At 29.5% G+C, this 20,145-nt stretch carries 24 protein-coding genes (1 of these 24 only partly in view); 9 read left to right on the plus strand and 15 right to left on the minus strand.

The annotated features are described in order from the left end of the window. Positions 1-143: the 5' end (the start) of a DUF6146 family protein gene (locus P161_RS0109570; protein WP_026776781.1), read on the minus strand. It extends 289 nt beyond the left edge of the window; 143 of the gene's 432 nt are visible here — the first part of the coding sequence; it begins with the start codon at positions 141-143; the stop codon falls past the left edge of the window. A 190-nt stretch (positions 144-333) separates the two neighbouring features. On the opposite strand from P161_RS0109570, the gene P161_RS0109575 reads away from it, so the two are divergent. Genes P161_RS0109575 through P161_RS0109585 form a run of 3 tightly spaced genes read left to right on the plus strand, consistent with a single transcriptional unit; the run spans position 334 to position 2,999 of the window. Then, complete coding sequence (locus P161_RS0109575; RefSeq protein WP_026776782.1) at positions 334-1,680, plus strand: M24 family metallopeptidase; 1,347 nt, start codon at positions 334-336, stop codon at positions 1,678-1,680. Further along, on the plus strand, positions 1,681-2,238 hold the full coding sequence (locus tag P161_RS0109580) for a DNA-3-methyladenine glycosylase I (RefSeq protein ID WP_026776783.1): 558 nt from the start codon (positions 1,681-1,683) through the stop codon (positions 2,236-2,238). Then, positions 2,238-2,999, plus strand: a complete 762-nt coding sequence (locus tag P161_RS0109585) for a hypothetical protein (RefSeq protein ID WP_026776784.1) — start codon at positions 2,238-2,240, stop codon at positions 2,997-2,999. The genes P161_RS0109580 and P161_RS0109585 overlap by 1 nt, the downstream gene beginning before the upstream one ends. A 113-nt stretch (positions 3,000-3,112) precedes the next feature. On the opposite strand, the gene P161_RS0109590 is transcribed toward P161_RS0109585, so the two are convergent. After that, on the minus strand, positions 3,113-3,319 hold the full coding sequence (locus P161_RS0109590; protein ID WP_026776785.1) for a hypothetical protein: 207 nt from the start codon (positions 3,317-3,319) through the stop codon (positions 3,113-3,115). A gap of 245 nt (positions 3,320-3,564) precedes the next feature. Between P161_RS0109590 and P161_RS0109595 the strand changes: the two genes are divergently transcribed. Next, positions 3,565-3,951, plus strand: a complete 387-nt coding sequence (locus tag P161_RS0109595; protein ID WP_026776786.1) for a nucleoside triphosphate pyrophosphohydrolase family protein — start codon at positions 3,565-3,567, stop codon at positions 3,949-3,951. Between the two features lie 127 nt (positions 3,952-4,078). On the opposite strand, the gene arsB is transcribed toward P161_RS0109595, so the two are convergent. The 13 genes from arsB to P161_RS0109660 all read right to left on the minus strand — a co-directional run bounded on the left by arsB (position 4,079) and on the right by P161_RS0109660 (position 16,292). Then, complete coding sequence (gene arsB / locus P161_RS0109600; protein ID WP_026776787.1) at positions 4,079-5,119, minus strand: ACR3 family arsenite efflux transporter; 1,041 nt, start codon at positions 5,117-5,119, stop codon at positions 4,079-4,081. Positions 5,120-5,134: 15 nt separating this feature from the next. After that, complete coding sequence (locus tag P161_RS0109605; RefSeq protein ID WP_026776788.1) at positions 5,135-5,542, minus strand: OsmC family protein; 408 nt, start codon at positions 5,540-5,542, stop codon at positions 5,135-5,137. A 41-nt stretch (positions 5,543-5,583) separates the two neighbouring features. Next, complete coding sequence (locus tag P161_RS0109610; protein ID WP_026776789.1) at positions 5,584-6,213, minus strand: low molecular weight phosphatase family protein; 630 nt, start codon at positions 6,211-6,213, stop codon at positions 5,584-5,586. A 21-nt stretch (positions 6,214-6,234) separates the two neighbouring features. Beyond that, entirely contained in the window at positions 6,235-6,702 is a 468-nt protein-coding gene (locus P161_RS0109615) for a DUF6428 family protein (protein WP_026776790.1), read from the minus strand. A 47-nt stretch (positions 6,703-6,749) separates the two neighbouring features. Next, positions 6,750-7,082: a helix-turn-helix transcriptional regulator gene (locus tag P161_RS0109620; protein ID WP_026776791.1), complete on the minus strand. Its 333-nt coding sequence runs from the start codon at positions 7,080-7,082 to the stop codon at positions 6,750-6,752. Positions 7,083-7,199: 117 nt separating this feature from the next. After that, positions 7,200-7,649: a nuclear transport factor 2 family protein gene (locus tag P161_RS0109625; RefSeq protein ID WP_026776792.1), complete on the minus strand. Its 450-nt coding sequence runs from the start codon at positions 7,647-7,649 to the stop codon at positions 7,200-7,202. Between the two features lie 54 nt (positions 7,650-7,703). Next, complete coding sequence (locus tag P161_RS0109630; protein WP_026776793.1) at positions 7,704-8,396, minus strand: N-formylglutamate amidohydrolase; 693 nt, start codon at positions 8,394-8,396, stop codon at positions 7,704-7,706. Next, positions 8,393-9,619, minus strand: a complete 1,227-nt coding sequence (locus tag P161_RS0109635) for a glutamate-cysteine ligase family protein (RefSeq protein ID WP_026776794.1) — start codon at positions 9,617-9,619, stop codon at positions 8,393-8,395. The genes P161_RS0109630 and P161_RS0109635 overlap by 4 nt, the downstream gene beginning before the upstream one ends. A gap of 2 nt (positions 9,620-9,621) precedes the next feature. Then, entirely contained in the window at positions 9,622-11,067 is a 1,446-nt protein-coding gene (locus P161_RS0109640; RefSeq protein ID WP_026776795.1) for a RimK family protein, read from the minus strand. 113 nt (positions 11,068-11,180) lie between these two features. Beyond that, positions 11,181-13,613, minus strand: a complete 2,433-nt coding sequence (locus P161_RS0109645; RefSeq protein WP_026776796.1) for a DUF4982 domain-containing protein — start codon at positions 13,611-13,613, stop codon at positions 11,181-11,183. A 12-nt stretch (positions 13,614-13,625) separates the two neighbouring features. Next, entirely contained in the window at positions 13,626-14,576 is a 951-nt protein-coding gene (locus P161_RS0109650) for an MBL fold metallo-hydrolase (protein ID WP_081817016.1), read from the minus strand. Positions 14,577-14,580: 4 nt separating this feature from the next. Further along, complete coding sequence (locus P161_RS0109655) at positions 14,581-15,087, minus strand: DUF3124 domain-containing protein (protein WP_026776798.1); 507 nt, start codon at positions 15,085-15,087, stop codon at positions 14,581-14,583. A 146-nt stretch (positions 15,088-15,233) separates the two neighbouring features. Further along, positions 15,234-16,292, minus strand: a complete 1,059-nt coding sequence (locus P161_RS0109660) for a branched-chain amino acid aminotransferase (protein WP_026776799.1) — start codon at positions 16,290-16,292, stop codon at positions 15,234-15,236. A 119-nt stretch (positions 16,293-16,411) separates the two neighbouring features. Here P161_RS0109660 and P161_RS0109665 point away from each other — a divergent pair, with 119 nt between their 5' ends. The 5 genes from P161_RS0109665 to hemW all read left to right on the plus strand — a co-directional run bounded on the left by P161_RS0109665 (position 16,412) and on the right by hemW (position 20,108). Further along, positions 16,412-16,918 (plus strand): DUF4920 domain-containing protein, encoded by a 507-nt coding sequence (locus P161_RS0109665; RefSeq protein ID WP_026776800.1) that lies wholly within the window; start codon positions 16,412-16,414, stop codon positions 16,916-16,918. Next, positions 16,918-17,340 carry a hypothetical protein gene (locus tag P161_RS0109670; protein WP_036841376.1) on the plus strand — a complete coding sequence of 141 codons (423 nt, stop codon included), beginning with the start codon at positions 16,918-16,920 and terminating at the stop codon, positions 17,338-17,340. The genes P161_RS0109665 and P161_RS0109670 overlap by 1 nt, the downstream gene beginning before the upstream one ends. Continuing rightward, the gene (gene mnmD / locus P161_RS0109675; RefSeq protein WP_026776802.1) at positions 17,340-18,032 is read left to right on the plus strand and encodes a tRNA (5-methylaminomethyl-2-thiouridine)(34)-methyltransferase MnmD; all 693 of its coding nucleotides are present in this window, start codon (positions 17,340-17,342) and stop codon (positions 18,030-18,032) included. Before P161_RS0109670 ends, mnmD begins: the two co-directional genes overlap by 1 nt. Before the next feature lie 270 nt (positions 18,033-18,302). Further along, positions 18,303-18,902: a crossover junction endodeoxyribonuclease RuvC gene (ruvC, locus tag P161_RS18330; protein ID WP_231494725.1), complete on the plus strand. Its 600-nt coding sequence runs from the start codon at positions 18,303-18,305 to the stop codon at positions 18,900-18,902. A gap of 27 nt (positions 18,903-18,929) precedes the next feature. Next, positions 18,930-20,108 carry a radical SAM family heme chaperone HemW gene (hemW, locus tag P161_RS0109690; protein ID WP_051605712.1) on the plus strand — a complete coding sequence of 393 codons (1,179 nt, stop codon included), beginning with the start codon at positions 18,930-18,932 and terminating at the stop codon, positions 20,106-20,108. Positions 20,109-20,145 lie beyond the last annotated feature (37 nt).

Here is a 20,145-nt window from a genome sequence, read left to right on the forward strand (position 1 = left end):
ATTATAATTTCATATTCTAAACTATCATTGGCAATAACTACAGTTTCTTCTTTTGCTGCTGTATTATTTAAGTTTGATGAACCACAGGCATAAAATAAGATTCCGATTGTAAATATAAAAAGTAGTTGTCTTAAAAGTTTCATAAGTATGTTTTTAAATTAATGAGTTTTTTTAATTAATAGCTCAAAAATAGTGTAGTATTCTTGTTTGTAAAAGTAATAATGAGTGAACGCAGCTTTTTATTGAGTAAACTAAAAAAGTCATATAAAAATTATTGTAAAATATAACGATTTTAATTCTATTAATATTAATTTTAAAGCTTAAAATATTTATATGAAATATAAATTTATTGCTTTGCTATTATTGTGTGTTTTTTTTTCTTGTGATGTAAAAAACGCAGATTCAACTTCCTATTCAATTTTAAAAGAACAAGATAGAGCTTCTTTAAAAGACGAACTTTTAGAAGATAGATTTACCAACCTGCTTCCAGAATTAATGGACAAAGCCAATATTGATATGTGGCTTTTAATTTCTAGAGAATATAATGAAGACCCAATTTTAAAAACGATGTTGCCTGCAACTTGGTTAAATGCAAGAAGAAGAACTATTATCGTTTTTTATCGAAATAAAGAAAAAAATACGTTAGAAAGATTGGCTGTTGCAAGATATGATATTGGCAAAAGCATAAAATCTGCTTGGGATAAAGAAAAAGAACCTAACCAATGGAAAGCACTTGCAGATATTATAAAAGAGAGAAATCCGCAGAAAATAGGGCTAAATATATCTAAACATTTTGCGTTGGCTGATGGTTTGGTAAAAACAGATTATGATGAATTCGTTGAAAATTTACAAGAAGAATTTAGCGACAAACTAGTATCCGCAGAAAAATTAGGTATTGCTTGGATAGAAACCAGAACTGAAAAAGAATTAGCATTATTCAGAGATTTGGTAAAAATTACCCATGATATTATTGATGAAACTTTTTCCGAAAAAACTATTATTCCTGGAGAAACAACCACAGAAGATTTAGTTTGGTATTTGCGCCAAAAAGTGACTGATTTAGGGTTGGAAACTTGGTTTCATCCAACAATTGATGTACAGAGAAATAACGAAGCTTTAAAATCTCATATTGAATCTTTTTCTAAAGCAAAAGATGAGAAAGTAATTCAGAAAGGAGATTTACTACATTGCGATTTTGGCATCACTTACATTGGTCTTAATACAGACTGTCAACAACATGCGTATGTTTTAAAAGATGATGAAACTGAGATTCCTCAATTTTTAAAAGAAGCTTTCAAAAAAGGAAACCGTGTACAAGATATTTTAACCAATAACATGAAAGCTAGTGTAACTGGAAATGAAATTTTGGCGAAATCCTTATCACAAGCAAAAAGCGAAGGTTTAAAACCATCAATCTATACACATCCTTTAGGAAAATATGGACATTCTGCAGGAACTACAATTGGTATGTGGGATTCTCAAGATGGTGTTCCTTATACTGGCGATTATCCACTTCAAAAAAATACGGCTTACGCTATTGAATTAAACACAACCGTTTTTATCAAAGAATGGAATAAAGACATTAGAATTATGTTAGAAGAAGCTGGTTTTTTTGGTGATAATACTTTCGAATATGTAAACGAAAGACAAACTGCTATAAAACCCATCAAATTCAACTAAATGAAACAACGATGTTTTTGGGTTACAGATAGCAAGTTATATCAAGAATATCATGATCAAGAATGGGGAGAACCTGTTTATGATGATAAAATTTTATTTGAGTTTTTAATTTTAGAAACCTTTCAAGCTGGTGTAAGTTGGATAACTATTTTAAACAAAAGAGAAAATTTTAGAAAGGCTTTTGATAATTTCGACTATCAAAAAATAGCAAAATATCCTGAAAGTAAGTTTAATGAATTAATGCAAAATGCAGGCATTATCAGAAATAAATTAAAGATTAGAAGCGCTATTACAAACGCACAATTATTTATCGAAATTCAAAAAGAATTTGGTTCTTTCTCAAAGTTTCTTTGGAGTTATGTAGATAATACACCAATCATCAATCAATTTAAAAGTAGAGAAGAAGTACCAGCAACTTCTAAAATTTCTGATAAACTCTCTAAAGATTTAAAAAAAAGAGGATTCAAATTTACTGGCTCAACAATTATGTATGCTTATATGCAGGCTGTTGGAATGGTTAATGATCATACAAAACAGTGTTTTAAATATCCAAATTGATGCAGATTTTAGAAGTTCCAAAAGAAGAGTTAAAACAAATTTTTGCTGTTTTTTTTAAAGAAGTTGTCTTTTTTATTTTCGCTGTTTTCTTTCTTTTTTTTGACGGTATTTACTTTAACGAAAATATTTTTGAGTCTCAAAATACTGTAAATGTTTTTATGATTTTGGCTTTCTTAGCCATGTTTTACAAAGCCAACCCAAGAGTTAGAACGTTAATGATTATTGGTGTTGTTTTAGGATTTATTGGCGAACATTTCTTTTCCAGAATTTTGCACATGTATACTTATCGATTAGAAAATGTGCCACTTTATGTACCTTTTGGTCATGGAGTATTGTATGCCAGAATATTTAGGTTTAGCAAAGCATCCATCGTAAAAAAACATCAAAAAGCCATTGAATCTTTTTTAACATTGTTGATTGTTTTAATCGCTACTTTTTATTTAATAGCATTTTTTGATGTTTTTGGTTTCTTAATGACACTTGGCGTTTTTCTTATTCTTTGGATACAACCAAACCACAAACTTTTTTTCTTAACAATGTATATTTTAGTTGTGATTCTAGAAATTGGTGGTACAGCTTTTGGCGCTTGGAAATGGCCAGAAACAGCTTTTGGCGTTTTTGATTTTTTACCAAGTAACAATCCTCCAAGTGGTATTAGTTTTTTTTACTTTTTATTAGATATAGGGTGTTTTGTATTTTATATTACAATTCACAAAAAAGCTTGGAAAAGGCTAAAAAATATAAGAAAATTAAAACTTTGAATTTCTTATTTATAAAAAAATGAGTAATTTTTTTTACAAAAAGAATAGTAACAAGTTATTTTAACCCTATTTGATGAAGTAATTTATCCGAAGAAAAATTACATAGAATCAATTTAATTCCCGAAAATAAAACGGATTGCAACAAAAACAGCAATAATTAATCCACCATAAATAAGCACATTTTTTCCTGCATTTTTATAATAACGAGCGTGGTTTTTAGTATCTTTTTTATAACTCCAAACTATTAAAGTTCCAAAAGCCAATACAAAAAAGATGATAAAAATTATTCTTCCAGTGGTAAAATATGCAGCTAAAAACATCTTTTTAAATTCTTTATAAGTTTTGAATTACTCAACTTTACAAACCTATAAATATTCGTAAAGTTTCTATATATTGTTACTTGCAAAATTACGAATAAATCAAAGAATTTTATCTTTTATAATCGATAAAAAAAAATTATAACGTCTTTGCGAAGCATTTAATTCCGATTTTTTTTCGGTAATAAATGCTGAAGCAATCTTTTAGTAAAAATCACAAAATTAAAATTATAAAATAACAACTAATAATGAAAAACAACATAGCAGCAGTTCATGCATTTCACACAGCTTTCAAATTAAATATTCAAAATAAACCAACAATTAATATTTCTGATGAGAGAAAAAAGTTGCGTTTTGAGTTGATGAAAGAGGAAAACGAAGAGTATTTAGAAGCCGCTCAAAATAACGATTTGGTAGAAGTTGCAGATGCTTTGGGAGATATGTTATATATTCTTTGTGGCACAATCATAGAGCATGGAATGCAAGATAAAATAGAGGAAGTTTTTAATGAAATTCAACGTTCTAACATGAGCAAATTGGGCGAAGATGGCAAACCAATTTATAGAGAAGATGGTAAAGTTTTAAAAGGACCAAATTACTTTAAACCAGATTTTAGCAAGATTTTGGAAGAATAAGGAGTTCGATTTTCTAAAATTTCATCAAACTAAAAAAAGAAACCTTTGTGCATTAAAATTTACGTTTTGCAAATTTTAATGCAGAAAGGTTTTTATATAAAACCGCTAAACTTTAAAAACAAAAAGCTTAGGATTTAATATTTTTAAAATACTTTTTTCGCAACCAAAAGGAAACTTTTACCAACAAAATTAGCGCTGGCACTTCTACTAAAGGGCCAATTACACCTGCAAAAGCTTGTCCAGAATTTAATCCAAAAACTGCAATAGCTACAGCAATTGCCAATTCAAAATTATTTCCTGCTGCAGTAAATGCAACAGAGGCAGTTTTATCATACTCAGCTCCTGACGCTTTTGTAAAGAAAAAGCCGATGATAAACATCAATATAAAATAGATTAATAAAGGAACTGCAATAATTAAAACATCCATTGGTATTTTTACAATTAACTCACCTTTTAAAGAAAACATCACTACAATTGTAAATAAAAGTGCAATTAATGTCATTGGAGAAATGGTTGGAATAAATTTAGTTGTATACCAATCTTCACCTTTTAACTTTACTAAAATTAATCTACTTAAAATTCCCATTAAAAAGGGAATTCCTAAATAAATAGCAACACTTTCTGCGATGGTTGCAATTGAAATATCTACAATAGCACCTTCAAAACCAAAATAAGGTGGAAGTACTGTTATAAAAATCCAAGCATAAAAACTATAGGCAAAAACTTGAAAAATACTATTTAAAGCAACCAAACCTGCACCATATTCGCTACTTCCTCCAGCAAGATCGTTCCAAACTAAAACCATAGCAATACATCTTGCCAAACCAATTAGAATTAGACCAACCATATATTCTGGATACTCTCGTAAAAACGTAATAGCCAAAATAAACATTAAAACAGGACCAATAATCCAATTTAAAATTAATGAAATAGAAAGTATTTTGGTGTTCTTAAAAACTTTTGGCAATAAAGCATAATTTACTTTTGCCAAAGGTGGATACATCATTAAAATTAATCCAATTGCAATTGGAATATTTGTAGAACCATTACTAAATGAATTGATAATATTCGGAAAAGTCGGAATAAAATAACCTAAACCAACTCCAAAAGCCATCGCAACAAAAATCCATAAAGTTAAATTCTTATCTAAAAAACTTAGTTTTTTCATACTTACTTTTATTAATTAAAACATTTTATTTTGCGAAACTACTCCATTTATGGTAGATGACAATTCTACAGTATTGTAGATGGTACCAAATTTCTCGATATTTTTTTTTAGTAAAGAGATATTTAAGTTTTCATCAGTGCTGTAAATAATTAAATCGTAATTTATTTGATCCATTTTTAGAGGTTTCTCTATTCTTGTGGCAGTTACATTAACTTCTGCTTTTGAATAGGTAAACTTCATCATTCTAGAAAATCGCTCCACATTTTTTAGCATACAAGAAGCAAATGCTCCTAGAAAAAGTTCAGCAGGATTTGGTAATACTTGTGCAGATTCTGCAGTTGTTCCAAAAGCTATTTCACTTTGTTTTATCTGTATAGTTGCGTCTTTGTTTGAAATAGAAGCAGCTTTAATTTGGTATTCCATAAATACTTTTTAAGTAGATAAATGTTTAAAAAAAGTTATTATTAATTTATTTCTGAAAAAACGTAAAATAATTCAGTGGCAATTTGTAAACTTCTTTCTTTGTATTTTTCAGCTTGTTGAGGAGTGCTATCAAAAGCCTTTGGATCTTCAAAAGTAATAGGAATACGTTTTTCTGCACCTGCAATAAATGGACAACCACCATCTGCTTGCGAGCAAGTCATAATTGCAGCAAAGTTAGCTTTTGGATTAAAATCGTCATCTAATTTTTTTGAAAATCCAATTACTGGGTGTTCATTATCTGCAAATTTAATACTATAAACAGGATTGTCATTTTTAGAAAGCTGCTGTATTTGAAAACCCGAATTTATTAAAGTTTCAGCAGCCATAGGGAAAAGAGCAGTTGCTTCTGTGCCTCCAGAATAACAAAAAACGTTTTTAATGTTAAAATAAGTTGCCATTGTTTGTGCCCAAACTTGCGATAAATGGCTTCTTCTTGAATTGTGTGTACAAATAAAATTAAGTCTAATTTCTTCTTGATGATCAACTTTATGTTGTATAAAATCAATTAAAGGTTGTAAAATAGTTTTACGCTCTTCAGTTATAGTTGCAGGTTGCAACCCTTTTATAATATTTTCTATTTCTAAAAATAAGTTTGTTTTTGTTGATTCCATTTTTTTAAATTATTCGTTAGTTTAACAACAACCACTTCCAGGTGCACAAGAATTTGCAACAGGAATTTCAGAAATCTTTATTTTTTTCTTTTCTGTAGGAATTCCACAAGCATCTTTTGCCAAACAATCTGTTTTCTTGTTAGTTAACAAGAAGTTTTTTCCGTCAAATTCTAAACCAAATTTTCCTATAGTTTCTGCTTGATATTCAACTTCAATTTCAGCATCTTTTATATGTAACGTCTTTTCAGAAAGCTCAATAATATTAAATAATTTTTCTGGATGCAATCTGTGGTCATAATCATTTGCATTCCAAAGTTGAAAGTTTACAACTTCTTCCTTTCTTTCAACTCCTCCACAATCAATAAAATGTTTTGTTATTTTACCAACTTCTGTAACATGAAAATGGTTAGGTACCAATGCTCCATTTGGTAATTTAAAAGCAATCGTTTCTAATTCTTGTAATGCGGATTTTACTTGTGATAATTTCATAATATATTTGTTTATTGCTATTTTACGATGAATAGATTTAAATTTTTTTAACAGCAATTTTGATCTTTGCTAAGATCTTGATTTAAAAATGCTAACATTAAAGTTTTCATTTCAGTCCAATTTTCTTTGTGAATGCAATAGCAAACACTTGTGCCTTCAATATTTCCTTTGATGAGCCCTAGATTTTTAAGTTCTTTTAAATGTTGAGAAATGGTTGGTTGAGCCAAACCAATTTCATTTACTAAATCTCCACAAACACAAGAATCTATTTTAAATAAATGTTGAAGAATAGAAACTCTTGCAGGATGTCCAAAAACTTTTGCAAAAAGAGAAATTTTATTTTGTTGTTCTGTAAACATTTCGGTTTTGGTTAAACCCATTTTTTTGCTATTAATTATTATATTGCAATATTACGATTAATAAATAAATTATAAATATATTTATATGTTAAATTTATTATGATCTATAATTCTGAGTAAATGAATTTAGTAAAAAGTTTACTTTCTAACCACAAATATCTTATTCGTAATTTTCCAAACGTTCTTTATTTTTTGGAGTGATAAAATATCAACATAAGTTACCCTATCAACCCTCATACTAATTTTTGCACTTGCTATTTCTGCATCAACAACATCAATATGTAAGATTTGTAAAGCACAATTTATAAGAATTTCTTCGGATAATTTTGCTCTATTCCCCCAAATTGGCATTAAGTCTTTAAAATACGCGTTTTTAAAACCAACTGTTTTATCGTTTTCTGTAATCGGAATTTTCATGGTTCCGTTTTCGGTATCAAAAGCTTTATTTAGTTTGTCAATATCTCTTTCAATATAACCATCGTAATAATTTTGGATGGTTTGTTGAATTTCATTAATTGGTGTAGTTTTTTCTTGACTAAAATTATGCAAACTAAAGCATAAAAGTAAAATGGTAGTATATTTAATCATCTTATTTTTTTAAAGTTCTAATTTAACTAAATCTAAAATAAAAATAGAATTGTTTTAAAATTTGTTTCTTTTTAGAGCAGCAATAACATCAAACAAAATATTTTTTAAAACTTTTTGTGTGTTATTTTCTTCAGCATATTTCTGGTTGATTTCAATTTCGATTCCTACATAATTTTTAGGAAACTGCTTGCGTAAATAGGTGGTAAAGCCATCCATTTTGCCTAAATAAGGATAATTATATCGAACTTTAAACTCATTAGTTTTAGTTCTTATTCCATCTTTTAAAAACGTGGATGCCTCTTTTTCTAAAAGATTTCTAGAATCAAATAACAAACCGATATCACAATTTCTTTTTACGCCATTTAAAACAGGTGTAAAAGAGTGAATAGAAAGATGAATTACAAGTTCGTTATTGTTGATGTATTTTGAAATTTTATTTTCAATTGAATTCCTGTAAGGCAAATAATGCTCATTAATAAGTTCTTTTTTTGCTGATAATGGCATGTCTTTTGTAAATTCTGAAAACAGATTTTTATGATGCAAAGATCTGTTTAACTCAATCAGTAATCTACTTGTTTTGCTAAAAGAAACAAAATTTGCTAATGGTTTTAAGTGATTAAAAAACTCCAAAGCCCCTAAATCAAATCCTCTATGCGTTTTTAAAACATCTTGATGTTCTTCAAAATAAGAAGCATATTTTTGGGGAATTTCATTTCCTCCATGTTCGCAAGTAAGTATTAGTTTCACGAAGTAAAAAGTTCGTTATTTTGCAAACAACTTGCTAATTTTTCGTACGTATTTATTAAATCATCTTTAGAAAAATCATCCCTTAAAGAGTTAGAAATTCTGGTTGCTAAAGTTCCTTTTGTTAAAATAATTTCAATTGCTTTTTGGTATTCTAAACTGATTTCATTTTTTACTAAATTAAAAAGATGTTGCCAAACCTCTTGCATAGTGCCTTTTTCTTTGATACCAAATACCTGTAAATAGTCTAAATTTGTAATTTCTGACGTTTCTCCATTTATAATGGCATTATTTAAAATAGCGAATAAAGGTTCTTTTTGCCAAGTTTTTTGAGTTGTTAAAGTGCTTGTTTTTTCACTCACTAACATTTTTAAAACTTCGATTATTAAGGTGCAAATAGCAATATCTGCTTTTGGGCATTCTTGAATATCTACCAAACGAATTTCGATGGCATTTCTATCAAAACGCGAAATTGCGCCTCTAGAATTTAAAAAATGATGATCTAAAAGATTATTCGTATCAAAAGGTTTGATGGCTTTTTGAATCGGTTCAAAAATTGTGTTGTAATAGTCTTTTTTAGTAAATACATTTTCAGGAATTACTTTGCCTGTCATTTCAGGAATTTCTTTCTGATTGGTTTTATAATACTCCAAACGAGTGTCTTTAAAACCTGTTTTTTTACCTTCTAAAATTGGCGAACTTGCACATAAACCAGGAATTAAAGGTAATATAATTCGAACAGCAGCATGTAGTTTTTCAAATTCCTCATCATTATAAAAAGGAAGATTTATGTGTGTACTTTGCACATTGCTCCAACCATGACCTTTGCAATTAAAAATTCGATTGTACAATTCATACACCTCACTATAACTATGTTTCCAAAGCTGTGTGTCTGTATCAGGATTCATAAATGGATGAGAAGCTGTTGGTAATAATTGCGCATCTAAACCTTTTAAAATCGCATTCATCTCCAACACATTTTTATGAAAATGAGTGGATAAATCATTCAAATTTGCAGTGGGTCCGTTTGTTTTTATCTCGATAACATGCCCAACCAATTCATTACTCCAAGCAATTTCCCCATTTTCTATATCCGAAGTTAAAGAACCGTTCTTTTTAGTTAAAAGAGCATCAACAATTGGTGTTACTTTTAAGGTTGAATTTTGAACTACCATATATTCTAGTTCAATACCAAATACTTCAAACAAATGATATTTTTTGCCCATAATTATTCTAATCTTTGTTTAAATGCGTTTAAAATTTGTGTGTAAATTGCATCACCATAAAAAGCATCTTCTACTCCAAAATCTATGTTTGGATTGTCGTTAATTTCTATGACCATAGGTACATTATTTACCACTTTTATATCTATTCCATACAATCCTTTGCCCATTAATTTTGCTGATTTTACAGCCATTTTCAAAACTTTTTTTGGTACTTTATCAATTGGCAAACAATCTGCATTTCCATCTTGATCGTCTTTCTTTTTTGCATTCCAATTGTAGATTTGCCAATGCCCTTTTGCCATGTAATATTTACACGCATAAAAAGGCTCATCATCTAAAATACCAATTCTCCAATCGTAATCTGATGGACAGAATTCCTGTGCTATGATCAAGTCAGATTCTTTTAGCATACTCGTAACCAAAGTATCATATTCTTCTAAAGTTTTTGCTTTTTTAACCCCAAAAGAAAACGTAGAATCTGGAGCTTTTAAAACACAAGGCAAACCAGTTTTTTCTAAAACTTCGTTTCTATTATCTTTATGAACAATAATTGTTTTTGGAGTGGCAATATTGGCATTATTTAAAGCTTCTGCCATATACACTTTATTGCAACATTTTAAAATTGCATCAGGATAATCTATTATAGCAATACTTTCTTGCTGCGCTTTTCGTGCAAAAGCATAAGCTTCGTTATTTACTTCTGTACTTTGTCTTATAAATAAGGCATCAAAAGACGTTAATCTACTTAAATCTTTTGGTTCAATAATTTCTGCATAAATATTCATTTTTTCAGCAATGTCTATAAACTTTTTTAACGCTTTTGCGTTGCTTGGAGGTGCAGGATCATTAGGATTTACCAAGATTGCCAAATCAAAATCCGATTTTGTAAGTTTTGGAGTATCATAGCGTTTTTTAGAAAAATACTGGTTGGCAAATACATGCACACTTTCTAAATGATCTGTAGGAATTTCAGATTCTGCAATGGCTCTAATACTTTGGATATTCCATTTTGTGGTGTGATTAAATTTTACACGTAAAAAAGGAACCTGAAAATGTTTGTAAAATAGAGCACTTACTTCCTTGTATTTTTGCGCCACATTTTGCCCAAAATAAATACTTAACGTAAACTCTCTCGATTTTATGTTTTTTAAACTATTTTGAATGCTGTCATCAAACTCTTCAGACACAATTCGCACCAATTCCAACGCTTTTAAATCAACAATATTTTTAATGGTCGGTATTGCAGAATGTCCTCTTGCTTCTGCTAAGAGCGATACATAATATCCTTTAGATTGATAGGAATAATCTTTACAAAGATTAAATATTCTAGCTTTTTTTAAAAGGGAATATTTTGGATTTGTAAGATAGTCTTGAGACGAAATTACGGTAATGTTTTCAATTGAAAACTTCCATTTTTCGACTTGATTTACAACAACATATTTATTCATATATAGTTTTAAAAAACGTGTTTAAGTTACCACAAAATTATAGTAATTTTACATAGAAAATCACTAATATTCTAATAATATTTTTAATCTAAAATATTAAAAATAAGAGAGTATTAATCTGTTTTTAAGTTTATTGTAGCTTTTTTTAAATTCTTTCCATTTACTGTTAGCTCAATCTCTCCAGCCTCTTTTAAAGCCTGCACTAACACTACTAATTTGCCACTAAATAACTTCATTGTTGGTTCATGAAATACTTCTAAAGAAGTAGCATCTCCATTACAAACAGCCTTAAATTTCCCTGTTCCCTTAACCTCAAAATTTAATTGATCTGTGGCTGTAGGACAAGGAATTCCATTTTTATCAACTACAGAAACTGTTACAAAACTAATATCCTCTCCATCTGCTTTTATGGATGTTCTATCAGCATTTAAGATTATTTTATAAGGTTTTCCAGCTGTTTTTATTTCTTTTTCAGCTGTGGCTTTCCCATTTTCGTCAAAAGCAACCACCTTTAAAGTTCCTGGTTCATACAGCACATCCATCCACATTAATCGATATCTTTCCTGTGGATTTCCAGAGGTTATTTTTTTCTGAATTCCCATACTTTTTCCGTTTACAAACAATTCAGCACTATCGTAATTAGTATATACAAAAACAGGTGTTTTTTGTCCTTCTCTCCCTTTCCAATTCCAATGAGGTAAAATGTGCAAGGTTTTTTCTTTAGTGTTCCATCTACTTTTGTATAAATAAAAACGATCTTTTGGAATACCTGCTAAATCAATCATTCCAAAATAAGAACTTCTTGAAGGCCATTTTTCATCATAAGGAGTTGGTTCTCCTAAATAATCGAAACCTGTCCAAACAAATTCGCCAATAACCCAAGGTTTATCATCCTGTAAAATAAAATCGTCTTCGGGTAAATTAGACCAGCTGCAATATTCTAAATCATAGGAAGAAGATTGAAAATCATCATATTGTTTCATAACTCCCTCTTCAACTGGAAATTTATATATGCCTCTAGAACTTACTGTAGATGCAGTTTCTGAACCCAATAAAAAACCTTGAGGAAAACGTTCATTGGCTTCTTCATACAAATGCACTCTGTAGTTTAAACCTGGCACATCCATAATTGCACCAAAACCAGAAGCCATTACTGCTTTTACTTGATCCATACCAACAGTTACAGGTCTTGTTGGGTCTTCTCTATGAAAAATATCTTGTAACCATTTGGACCTTTTTACACCTTCTGATCCCCATTGATCTGGTACTTCATTTCCAGAACTCCACATTACAATACTTGGGTGGTTTCTGGTGGCTCTTACCAAATTGACAATATCTTTTTCTGCATATTCATCAAAAAAACGATTATAACCATTTTCAACTTTTGGTTTTTTCCACTCATCAAAACTTTCTGCTAAAAACAAAAAACCCATTTCATCAGCCAATTCTAATTGTTCTAAAGAAGGCATATTGTGCGAACTTCTGATGGCGTTTACGCCCATTTCTTTTAAAATGGTTAATTGTCTTTTTAGAGCAGATATGTTAATTGCAGTTCCCAATGGTCCTAAATCATGATGCAAACAAACACCTTTAAATTTGGTAATTTCTCCATTTAAACTGAATCCTTTTTTAGGCTCAAATTTAATGTCTCTAATTCCGAATTTTGTGGTTATTTCATCTTTTAAAACATCATTTACAAATAATTGAGTTTTTGCAGTGTATACATACGGATTATCAGGACTCCATAAAGTAGGGTTTTGAATTGCTATATTTTGATCAAATTCTTTGTTGAATTGTTCTGATGTTGATTTTGTAACAATAATTTCATTATCGGAATTATAAATAGTAGTTACTAATTTGCCAGTATGTATGTTTACTTGAGTTTTGATATTTACTTTGGCGATTTCTTTCGTTGCAATTGGAGTTGTAATAAAAGTTCCCCAATGATTTATATTCTCTTTTTCTTTAAAAGTTAAGGTTACTTTTCTATATAAACCAGCTCCTGGATACCATCTTGAAGCAAATTCTTCATTATGCAATCTTACAGCTAAAACATTTTCTCCTAGTACTAAATTTTTAGAAATATCAAAATAAAAATAACTGTAGCCGTATTTCCATTCTCCAATTTTTTTTCCGTTTAAAAATACTTCAGGCTCGCTCATAGCTCCATCAAACTGAAGGATGATTTGCTTATCTAAATCTACATCATCAATGTTAAATTTATTGCGATACCAAGCAGTTCCAACATGTGGTAAAGCCCCTGTTCTCCCTGTTTTTTCTGTGGCAGTTTTTTCGCCATTTTGAGTAATTGCAACAACTTGTTTGTCTATTTCTTTGTCAAAAGGTCCGTAAATTGCCCAATCATGAGGTACAGAAACTTTGTTCCAATTAGAATCGTTAAAATCGACATTCGCAGCTTTTTTATTTTTACCTTTTTTAAAAGTCCAATTTTCAGATAATTGAATTACTTTTCTATTTTGAGAATTGCTTTTTAAATTTGAAAAAAATACGAAAATGAAAGCGATTATAAAATGATTTATTTTCATCGATTATGTAATTTATAGTTTGTAAACATCACCTTCATTAGCAAACTGAAAGCCTAAATTTTCAATTGATTTTCTTTCTTCGCTATTTTTTTGAAGAGCAGGATTTGTGTGATTAAAATGAATAAAAATTACTTTATTTTTGGTTGCTAACGATTCGTTTTTAAACAAGTTTACGGTTTCTTCAATAAAAGGATGAGGCACTTCTGTCATCGCTCTTTTTACTTCCTTTTGATTGAAAAAAGTGGCGTCTAAAAAAGCATAATCTACTTTTTTAACTTCATCGATAATGTTCTTTTTCCATTTATGCCATTTATCAATATCAGGAATAAACAAAGCCGTTTTGTTTTCACCCTCAATTCTATAGCCCACAGTTTCAGAAAATTCATCTCTATGAGGCACTAAAAATGGCGTTACTTTTAACGTTTTATTCAGGTTGATGATCGAATCGTTTTGCAATTTTTGAAGTTGAATATTTTGCAAAGTAACTAACTGATTCCAAGGACCATTATTTTTGATAAAACTCATCATTTTTGGCATTGCAAAAACAGAGATATTTTGTTTTCCATATGCTTCTCGTCCAAAATACATTAAACCTGTATAATGCCCAATGTGCGCATGTGTTAAAAAAACGCCATTAATAATTGTTTTTGTTTTTAAATGATTTTGTTCTAATACAGCTAATTGTGTATGCAAATCTGGAGTTGCTTCAAAAATCCATTTTTGTTGATTTTTTGTATCAACTAAACCTAAAGAAACCACACTTTTTCGTTTACTTTTTCCTGCATAAATTGATTTACAACAAGTTTTCTGACAACCTATATGTGGATAACCACCATCTTGTGCAATTCCTAAAATGGTAATGTATTGCTGAGAATTTAGGGTTTTAACTTCAGCTTTTTTATCACAAGAAATAAAAATTATAGAAACAAAAATTACAAAAAGAGTATTTTTTAAAATTTTCATTTAACTATTTTGTGCGTATAGATTGTGTTGTAAAAGACAAACCTTGTTGCCCAACAGTAGAGTTCATAACACCTTCAAACAAAGGTTCTGGGCAATTTTTTGGAATTTTCCATTCAAAAATAAAATTAGAACCTGTTCCTCCAGAAACATCAACTTCATCAATAATAATTTCGGTAGTTTCTAAAGGAGCTAAATATATTGGATCTTTAAAATAATTTCTTAGAGATGTGCCATCTGTATCATGATAGGTGGCTTGTGAAACATAAATAGTATCTGTATCACTAATGTTTCTTAAGCTAACCATGGCTGTTAAATTATGGGTTTTATGTTCTGATACACTATAAATTTGAGAATAAATAGAAAGGTAAGACTTTCCATATTCTAAAGAATCTTTATCAGAAATTACAGCTTTTCTTTTCGACCAATTCTCTTCGCTAATAGAACTAATTTCTTTTTCTTGACAACCGATGATGCTTAAAAAAACGAAGAAAAGTATTGTGTTTATTTTCATTTTGATTGATTTTTTTACTTTTACTAAAGATACATTCTTTTTTTTATTTACAAAAAAAGCATCAACGTTAAAATTGATGCTTTTTATATAATTTTAAGAATACAGTTGATAACTACCAACTGCTACTGAAAACTGAATACTACTTTTTATTTTACCAAAACTCTCCATCCATAAGGATCTTCAGTCTTGTTAGTTTGGATGTCTGTAATTAATTTTTTTAATTGAGCAGCATACGGATTTTCCAAAACTGGTAAATCGAAATCATTTTCTTGATATCCAAAACCAGCAATTGGCGATATAACTGCAGCAGTTCCTGCACCAAACATTTCTTTTAAACTACCGTCTTTTGCAGCTTCTACAACTTCACCAACAGAAATTTTACGAACTTCGGTTTGTATACCATTATCTTCTGCAATTTGTAAAATACTTTTACGTGTAATTCCGTCTAAAATTCGATCACTTGTTGGGCTCGTAATTAGAGTATCGTTAATTCTCACAAAAATATTCATTGCACCAGCTTCTTCAATAAATTGATGTGTGTTATCATCTGTCCAAATTACTTGATTGTAGCCTTTTTCAATCGCCAATTGCGTTGGGTAAAATTGCGCTGCATAATTACCACCAGCTTTTGCAAAACCTACACCACCATTTGCTGCACGTGCATATTTTTCTTCAATTAAAACTTTTACTTTACCAGCAAAATAAGCACCAGAAGGAGCTGTACAAATGATAAATTTATAAGCGTCTGCAGGCGATGCATGAAAACCATTTCCAGAAGCAAACATAAAAGGTCTTATGTATAGAGAACTCCCTTCTTTGGTTGGTATAAAATCATTATCAACTTTTAATAATTGCTTTAAACCTTCCATAAAAATATCTTCAGGAATTTGCGGAATTACCAAACGTTCTGCAGACTTGTTTAAACGTTTGCAGTTTTCTAAAGGTCTAAAAAGTAACGTATTACCATCAGCATCTTTATAAGCTTTCATCCCTTCAAAAATAGATTGTCCATAATGAAAAATCTTTGCAGAAGGATTTAATGAAATTGGTGCAAAAGGTTCAATTTTAGGTGCTTGCCATTTACCATCAATATAATCGCAAGTTAACATATGGTCAGAATATACGCTTCCAAAAGGTAGATTGTCAAAATCTATAGAAGTAATCTTAGATTCTTTAACGCGTTGAATTTCTATAGTATTGGTCATTTTTTTATCAAAATTTATAGCACAAATGTACTAAAATTATTTATTCAAAACTTAAAGAAATCAGCGTAATTCGTGTTTAATTTATTACTTTTGTAGTAAATGTGTTAAATAATTATAATATGAAAAATGTAATCAAATTTTGTGCAGTTGCACTTTTAGTATTTGGAGCTTGTAAAAACGAAAAAGTAGAAAAATCTTCGGAAAAAGAAGGTGCTGAAATTGCCATGAATTACGAATCTTATGGTGATAAAATAACTGATGAAAACGTAATGAGTTCTGATGAAATGTTGGCAAAATTCAGTAATATGAAAGTTGGTGATACTATCAATGCAAAATTTGCATCAACAATAAATGAAGTTTGTTCTAAAAAAGGATGTTGGATGAAATTGCCTGTTGGCGAAGAAGAAACAATGGTTCGTTTTAAGGATTATGGATTTTTTATGCCTTTAGATGCTAAAGACAGAGAGGTTATTTTAGAAGGGAAAGCTTTTGTACAAGAAACTTCTGTAGAAGAACTACAACATTATGCAGAAGATGCAGGAAAATCAAAAGAAGAAATTGCTTCAATTACAGAATCTAAAAGAGAATTGGCTTTTGAAGCAAATGGAGTTTTATTAAAAAAATAATGAAATATTTATTTCAGATTTTTTTAGTTTGTTTATTTTTTGGATGCGTTTCTAAAGAAGAAAAAAAACAAGCCACCACAAAGAATACTATCTATAAACCGTCAGAAATGGCGGTTTTAATGTTAAAAATGTATGATGCCAATTTAGAAAACAAAGAACTGATTTTAGATGGAAAAACCCCAACTAAATTTCCAGAAGAATTTTTAAATATTCATACAGCAACTTTAACAGATCCTACAGATAGAGATGTTGCTTTTAAAGGCTATTCAGATTTTTATTTGCAGAATTATAAAATGGTTTTTGAAACCAGTAAAGATTCTTTAAAGTTGATGCATAATAATACTATTAATAGCTGTATTGCTTGCCATAAAACTACGTGTATTGGACCAATTCCAAAAATTAAAAAGTTATTGATTCAATAATGAAAAGAGAAATTTTTATAACTTCAGACGGTTCTACAAGTATTCATTTACCAGATTGGAATGAGCAATATCACTCCAAACATGGTGCTATACAAGAAGCGTATCATGTTTTTATAAAAGCAGGTTTTGAGAAATATTTAGAGACAAATTCTAATAAACATGAAATTACTCAAACTAGTATTTCAATTTTAGAAATTGGTTTTGGCACAGGTTTAAATGCATTTATCACTTTTTTAGAAGCAGATAAAAAAAACATAAAAATTGATTATGTTGGTGTAGAAGCATATCCAGTTGCTGCCAATGAAGTTGAAAAATTAAATTATGTAGATGAACTAAAAGCAGAAAATAATCAAGCTGTTTTTAACAAAATGCACGCAATTTCTTGGAATGAAAAACATACAATTTCAGATGATTTTTTATTGACGAAAAGAAAACAATTTTTTGCAGATATTGATGATGAAAATGCTTTTGATTTAATTTATTTTGATGCTTTTGGAGCTACAAATCAACCTGAATTATGGACAGAACAAATTTTTCAGAAAATGTTTGTTGCTTTAAAAGTGGGTGGAATTTTAACAACGTATGCTGCAAAAGGAAGTGTTAGAAGAGCCATGCAAGCTGTAGGTTTTACTGTAGAAAGATTAGCAGGACCTCCAGGAAAAAGAGAAATGTTAAGAGCGATTAAGGATTAGTTGGCAGTTTACAATTTTATATAAAGCTAACGATTTGTCAGTTCGAGTGATTTCGATTTTTCATCGAAATTGTATCGAGAACATTTTTAAATTCACAAATAATTTCTAATTAAATATATATAATGGAATTCAGAAGAAAATTTGGAAAACAGAAAGAATCAAAACCAAAAAAAGGACTCTTTTTAATTTTGATTCTAATTATAGTAGTATTGATTTGGTACAATGCTGAGGTTCTTTTAGAAATGTTTTTTTAAAATTAATATACCTTTTTTGAAAGTAGAAAAAATAATTTTAGGAATTGATCCAGGAACAACCATTATGGGTTTTGGAGTCATAAAAGTTGTTGGTAAAAAAATGGAATTTATTCAAATGAATGAACTAATTCTTACAAAATATACAGATCACTATTTAAAATTAAAACTCATTTTTGAAAGAACAATTGAGTTAATTGATACTTATCATCCTGATGAAATTGCAATTGAAGCCCCATTTTTTGGCAAAAATGTACAATCGATGTTAAAACTTGGAAGAGCACAAGGTGTTGCTATGGCTGCAGGATTGTCAAGAGAAATTCCCATTACAGAATATTTGCCAAAGAAAATAAAAATGGCAATTACAGGAAATGGAAGTGCCAGTAAAGAACAAGTGGCTTTGATGCTAAAATCGCTTTTAAATTTAACAACATTACCTAAAAATTTAGATGCAACAGATGGTTTAGCAGCTGCAGTTTGTCATTTTTACAATTCAGGAAGAGTTGTTGGAGGAAAAAATTATACAGGTTGGGCGAGTTTTGTGAAACAGAATAGCCCCCAAACTCCCAAAGGGGGCTCAAAAAATAGTACGGTTATAAATCTTCGAAAGAAAAAGTAATAATTGAAATTCATTACAATAGAGCATATGCACAACAGTAAGAGTTCCTCCCTTTTGGGTAGGTTAGGAGGGGCCTCAGGCATCTACATCCACATTCCTTTTTGCAAGCAAGCATGTTATTATTGCAATTTTTATTTTTCTACTTCAATGAAAAAGAAAGATGAATTACTTTCTTGTTTAGTAAAGGAAATCGAATTAAGAAAAGAAGAACTTAATAATAGTCCTATTGAAACCATTTATTTTGGTGGTGGAACTCCAAGTATTTTATCAACCGAAGAAATAAATACCTTAATCGATGCTGTTTATAGCAATTTTGACGTGGTTGAAAATCCAGAAATTACCTTAGAAGCAAACCCAGATGATTTATCCGAAGAAAAAATAATTGAACTGTCTAAATCTAAAATTAATAGATTAAGTATTGGTGTGCAATCTTTTTTTGAACACGATTTAAAGTTGATGAATAGGGCTCATAATTCAGAGGAAGCCAAAAAAAGTCTACAATTAGCAACACAATATTTTGATAATATTTCTGTAGATTTAATTTACGGAATTCCAGATTGTACAAACGAACAATGGCGTACAAATATACAAACTGCATTAAGTTTTGGAGTGCCTCATATTTCTAGTTACGCACTTACTGTAGAGCCAGAAACTGCTTTAGATAGTTTTATTAAAAAAGGAATTATTAAAAATGTAGATGATGACAAAGCAGAAGAACAGTTTGTAATTCTTACAGAAGAATTACACAAGGCAGATTTTATTCATTATGAGTTGTCAAATTTTGGAAAAAAAGGTTTTTTTAGTAAAAATAATTCTGCTTATTGGTTGGGTAAATCCTATTTGGGTATTGGGCCAGCAGCACATTCGTTTAATGGAAAACAAAGAAGTTGGAATGTGCAAAACAATTCGATTTATATTAAAAAAATTAATCAAAACGAATTACCAATTCAAAGAGAAACATTGTCTGTTACAGATAGGTATAATGAATACGTAATGACAGGTTTGCGCACAATTTGGGGTGTTTCTTTATCAAAAATAAAAAAGGATTTTGGAGAAAATTATTCAAAATATTTACAAATGCAATCTGAAAAGTTTATTACACAAGAATTGTTGTGCATCGAAAATAATGTTTTAAAAACCACTAAAAAAGGAAAATTTTTGTCTGATGGATTGGCATCAGACTTATTTATGCTAAATTTAGCCTAATTAAAATTTAATGAAAAAATTTAAAAATTACTGAACT

It is taken from the genome of Polaribacter sp. Hel_I_88 (assembly GCF_000687935.1).
Lineage (GTDB): Bacteria > Bacteroidota > Bacteroidia > Flavobacteriales > Flavobacteriaceae > Polaribacter.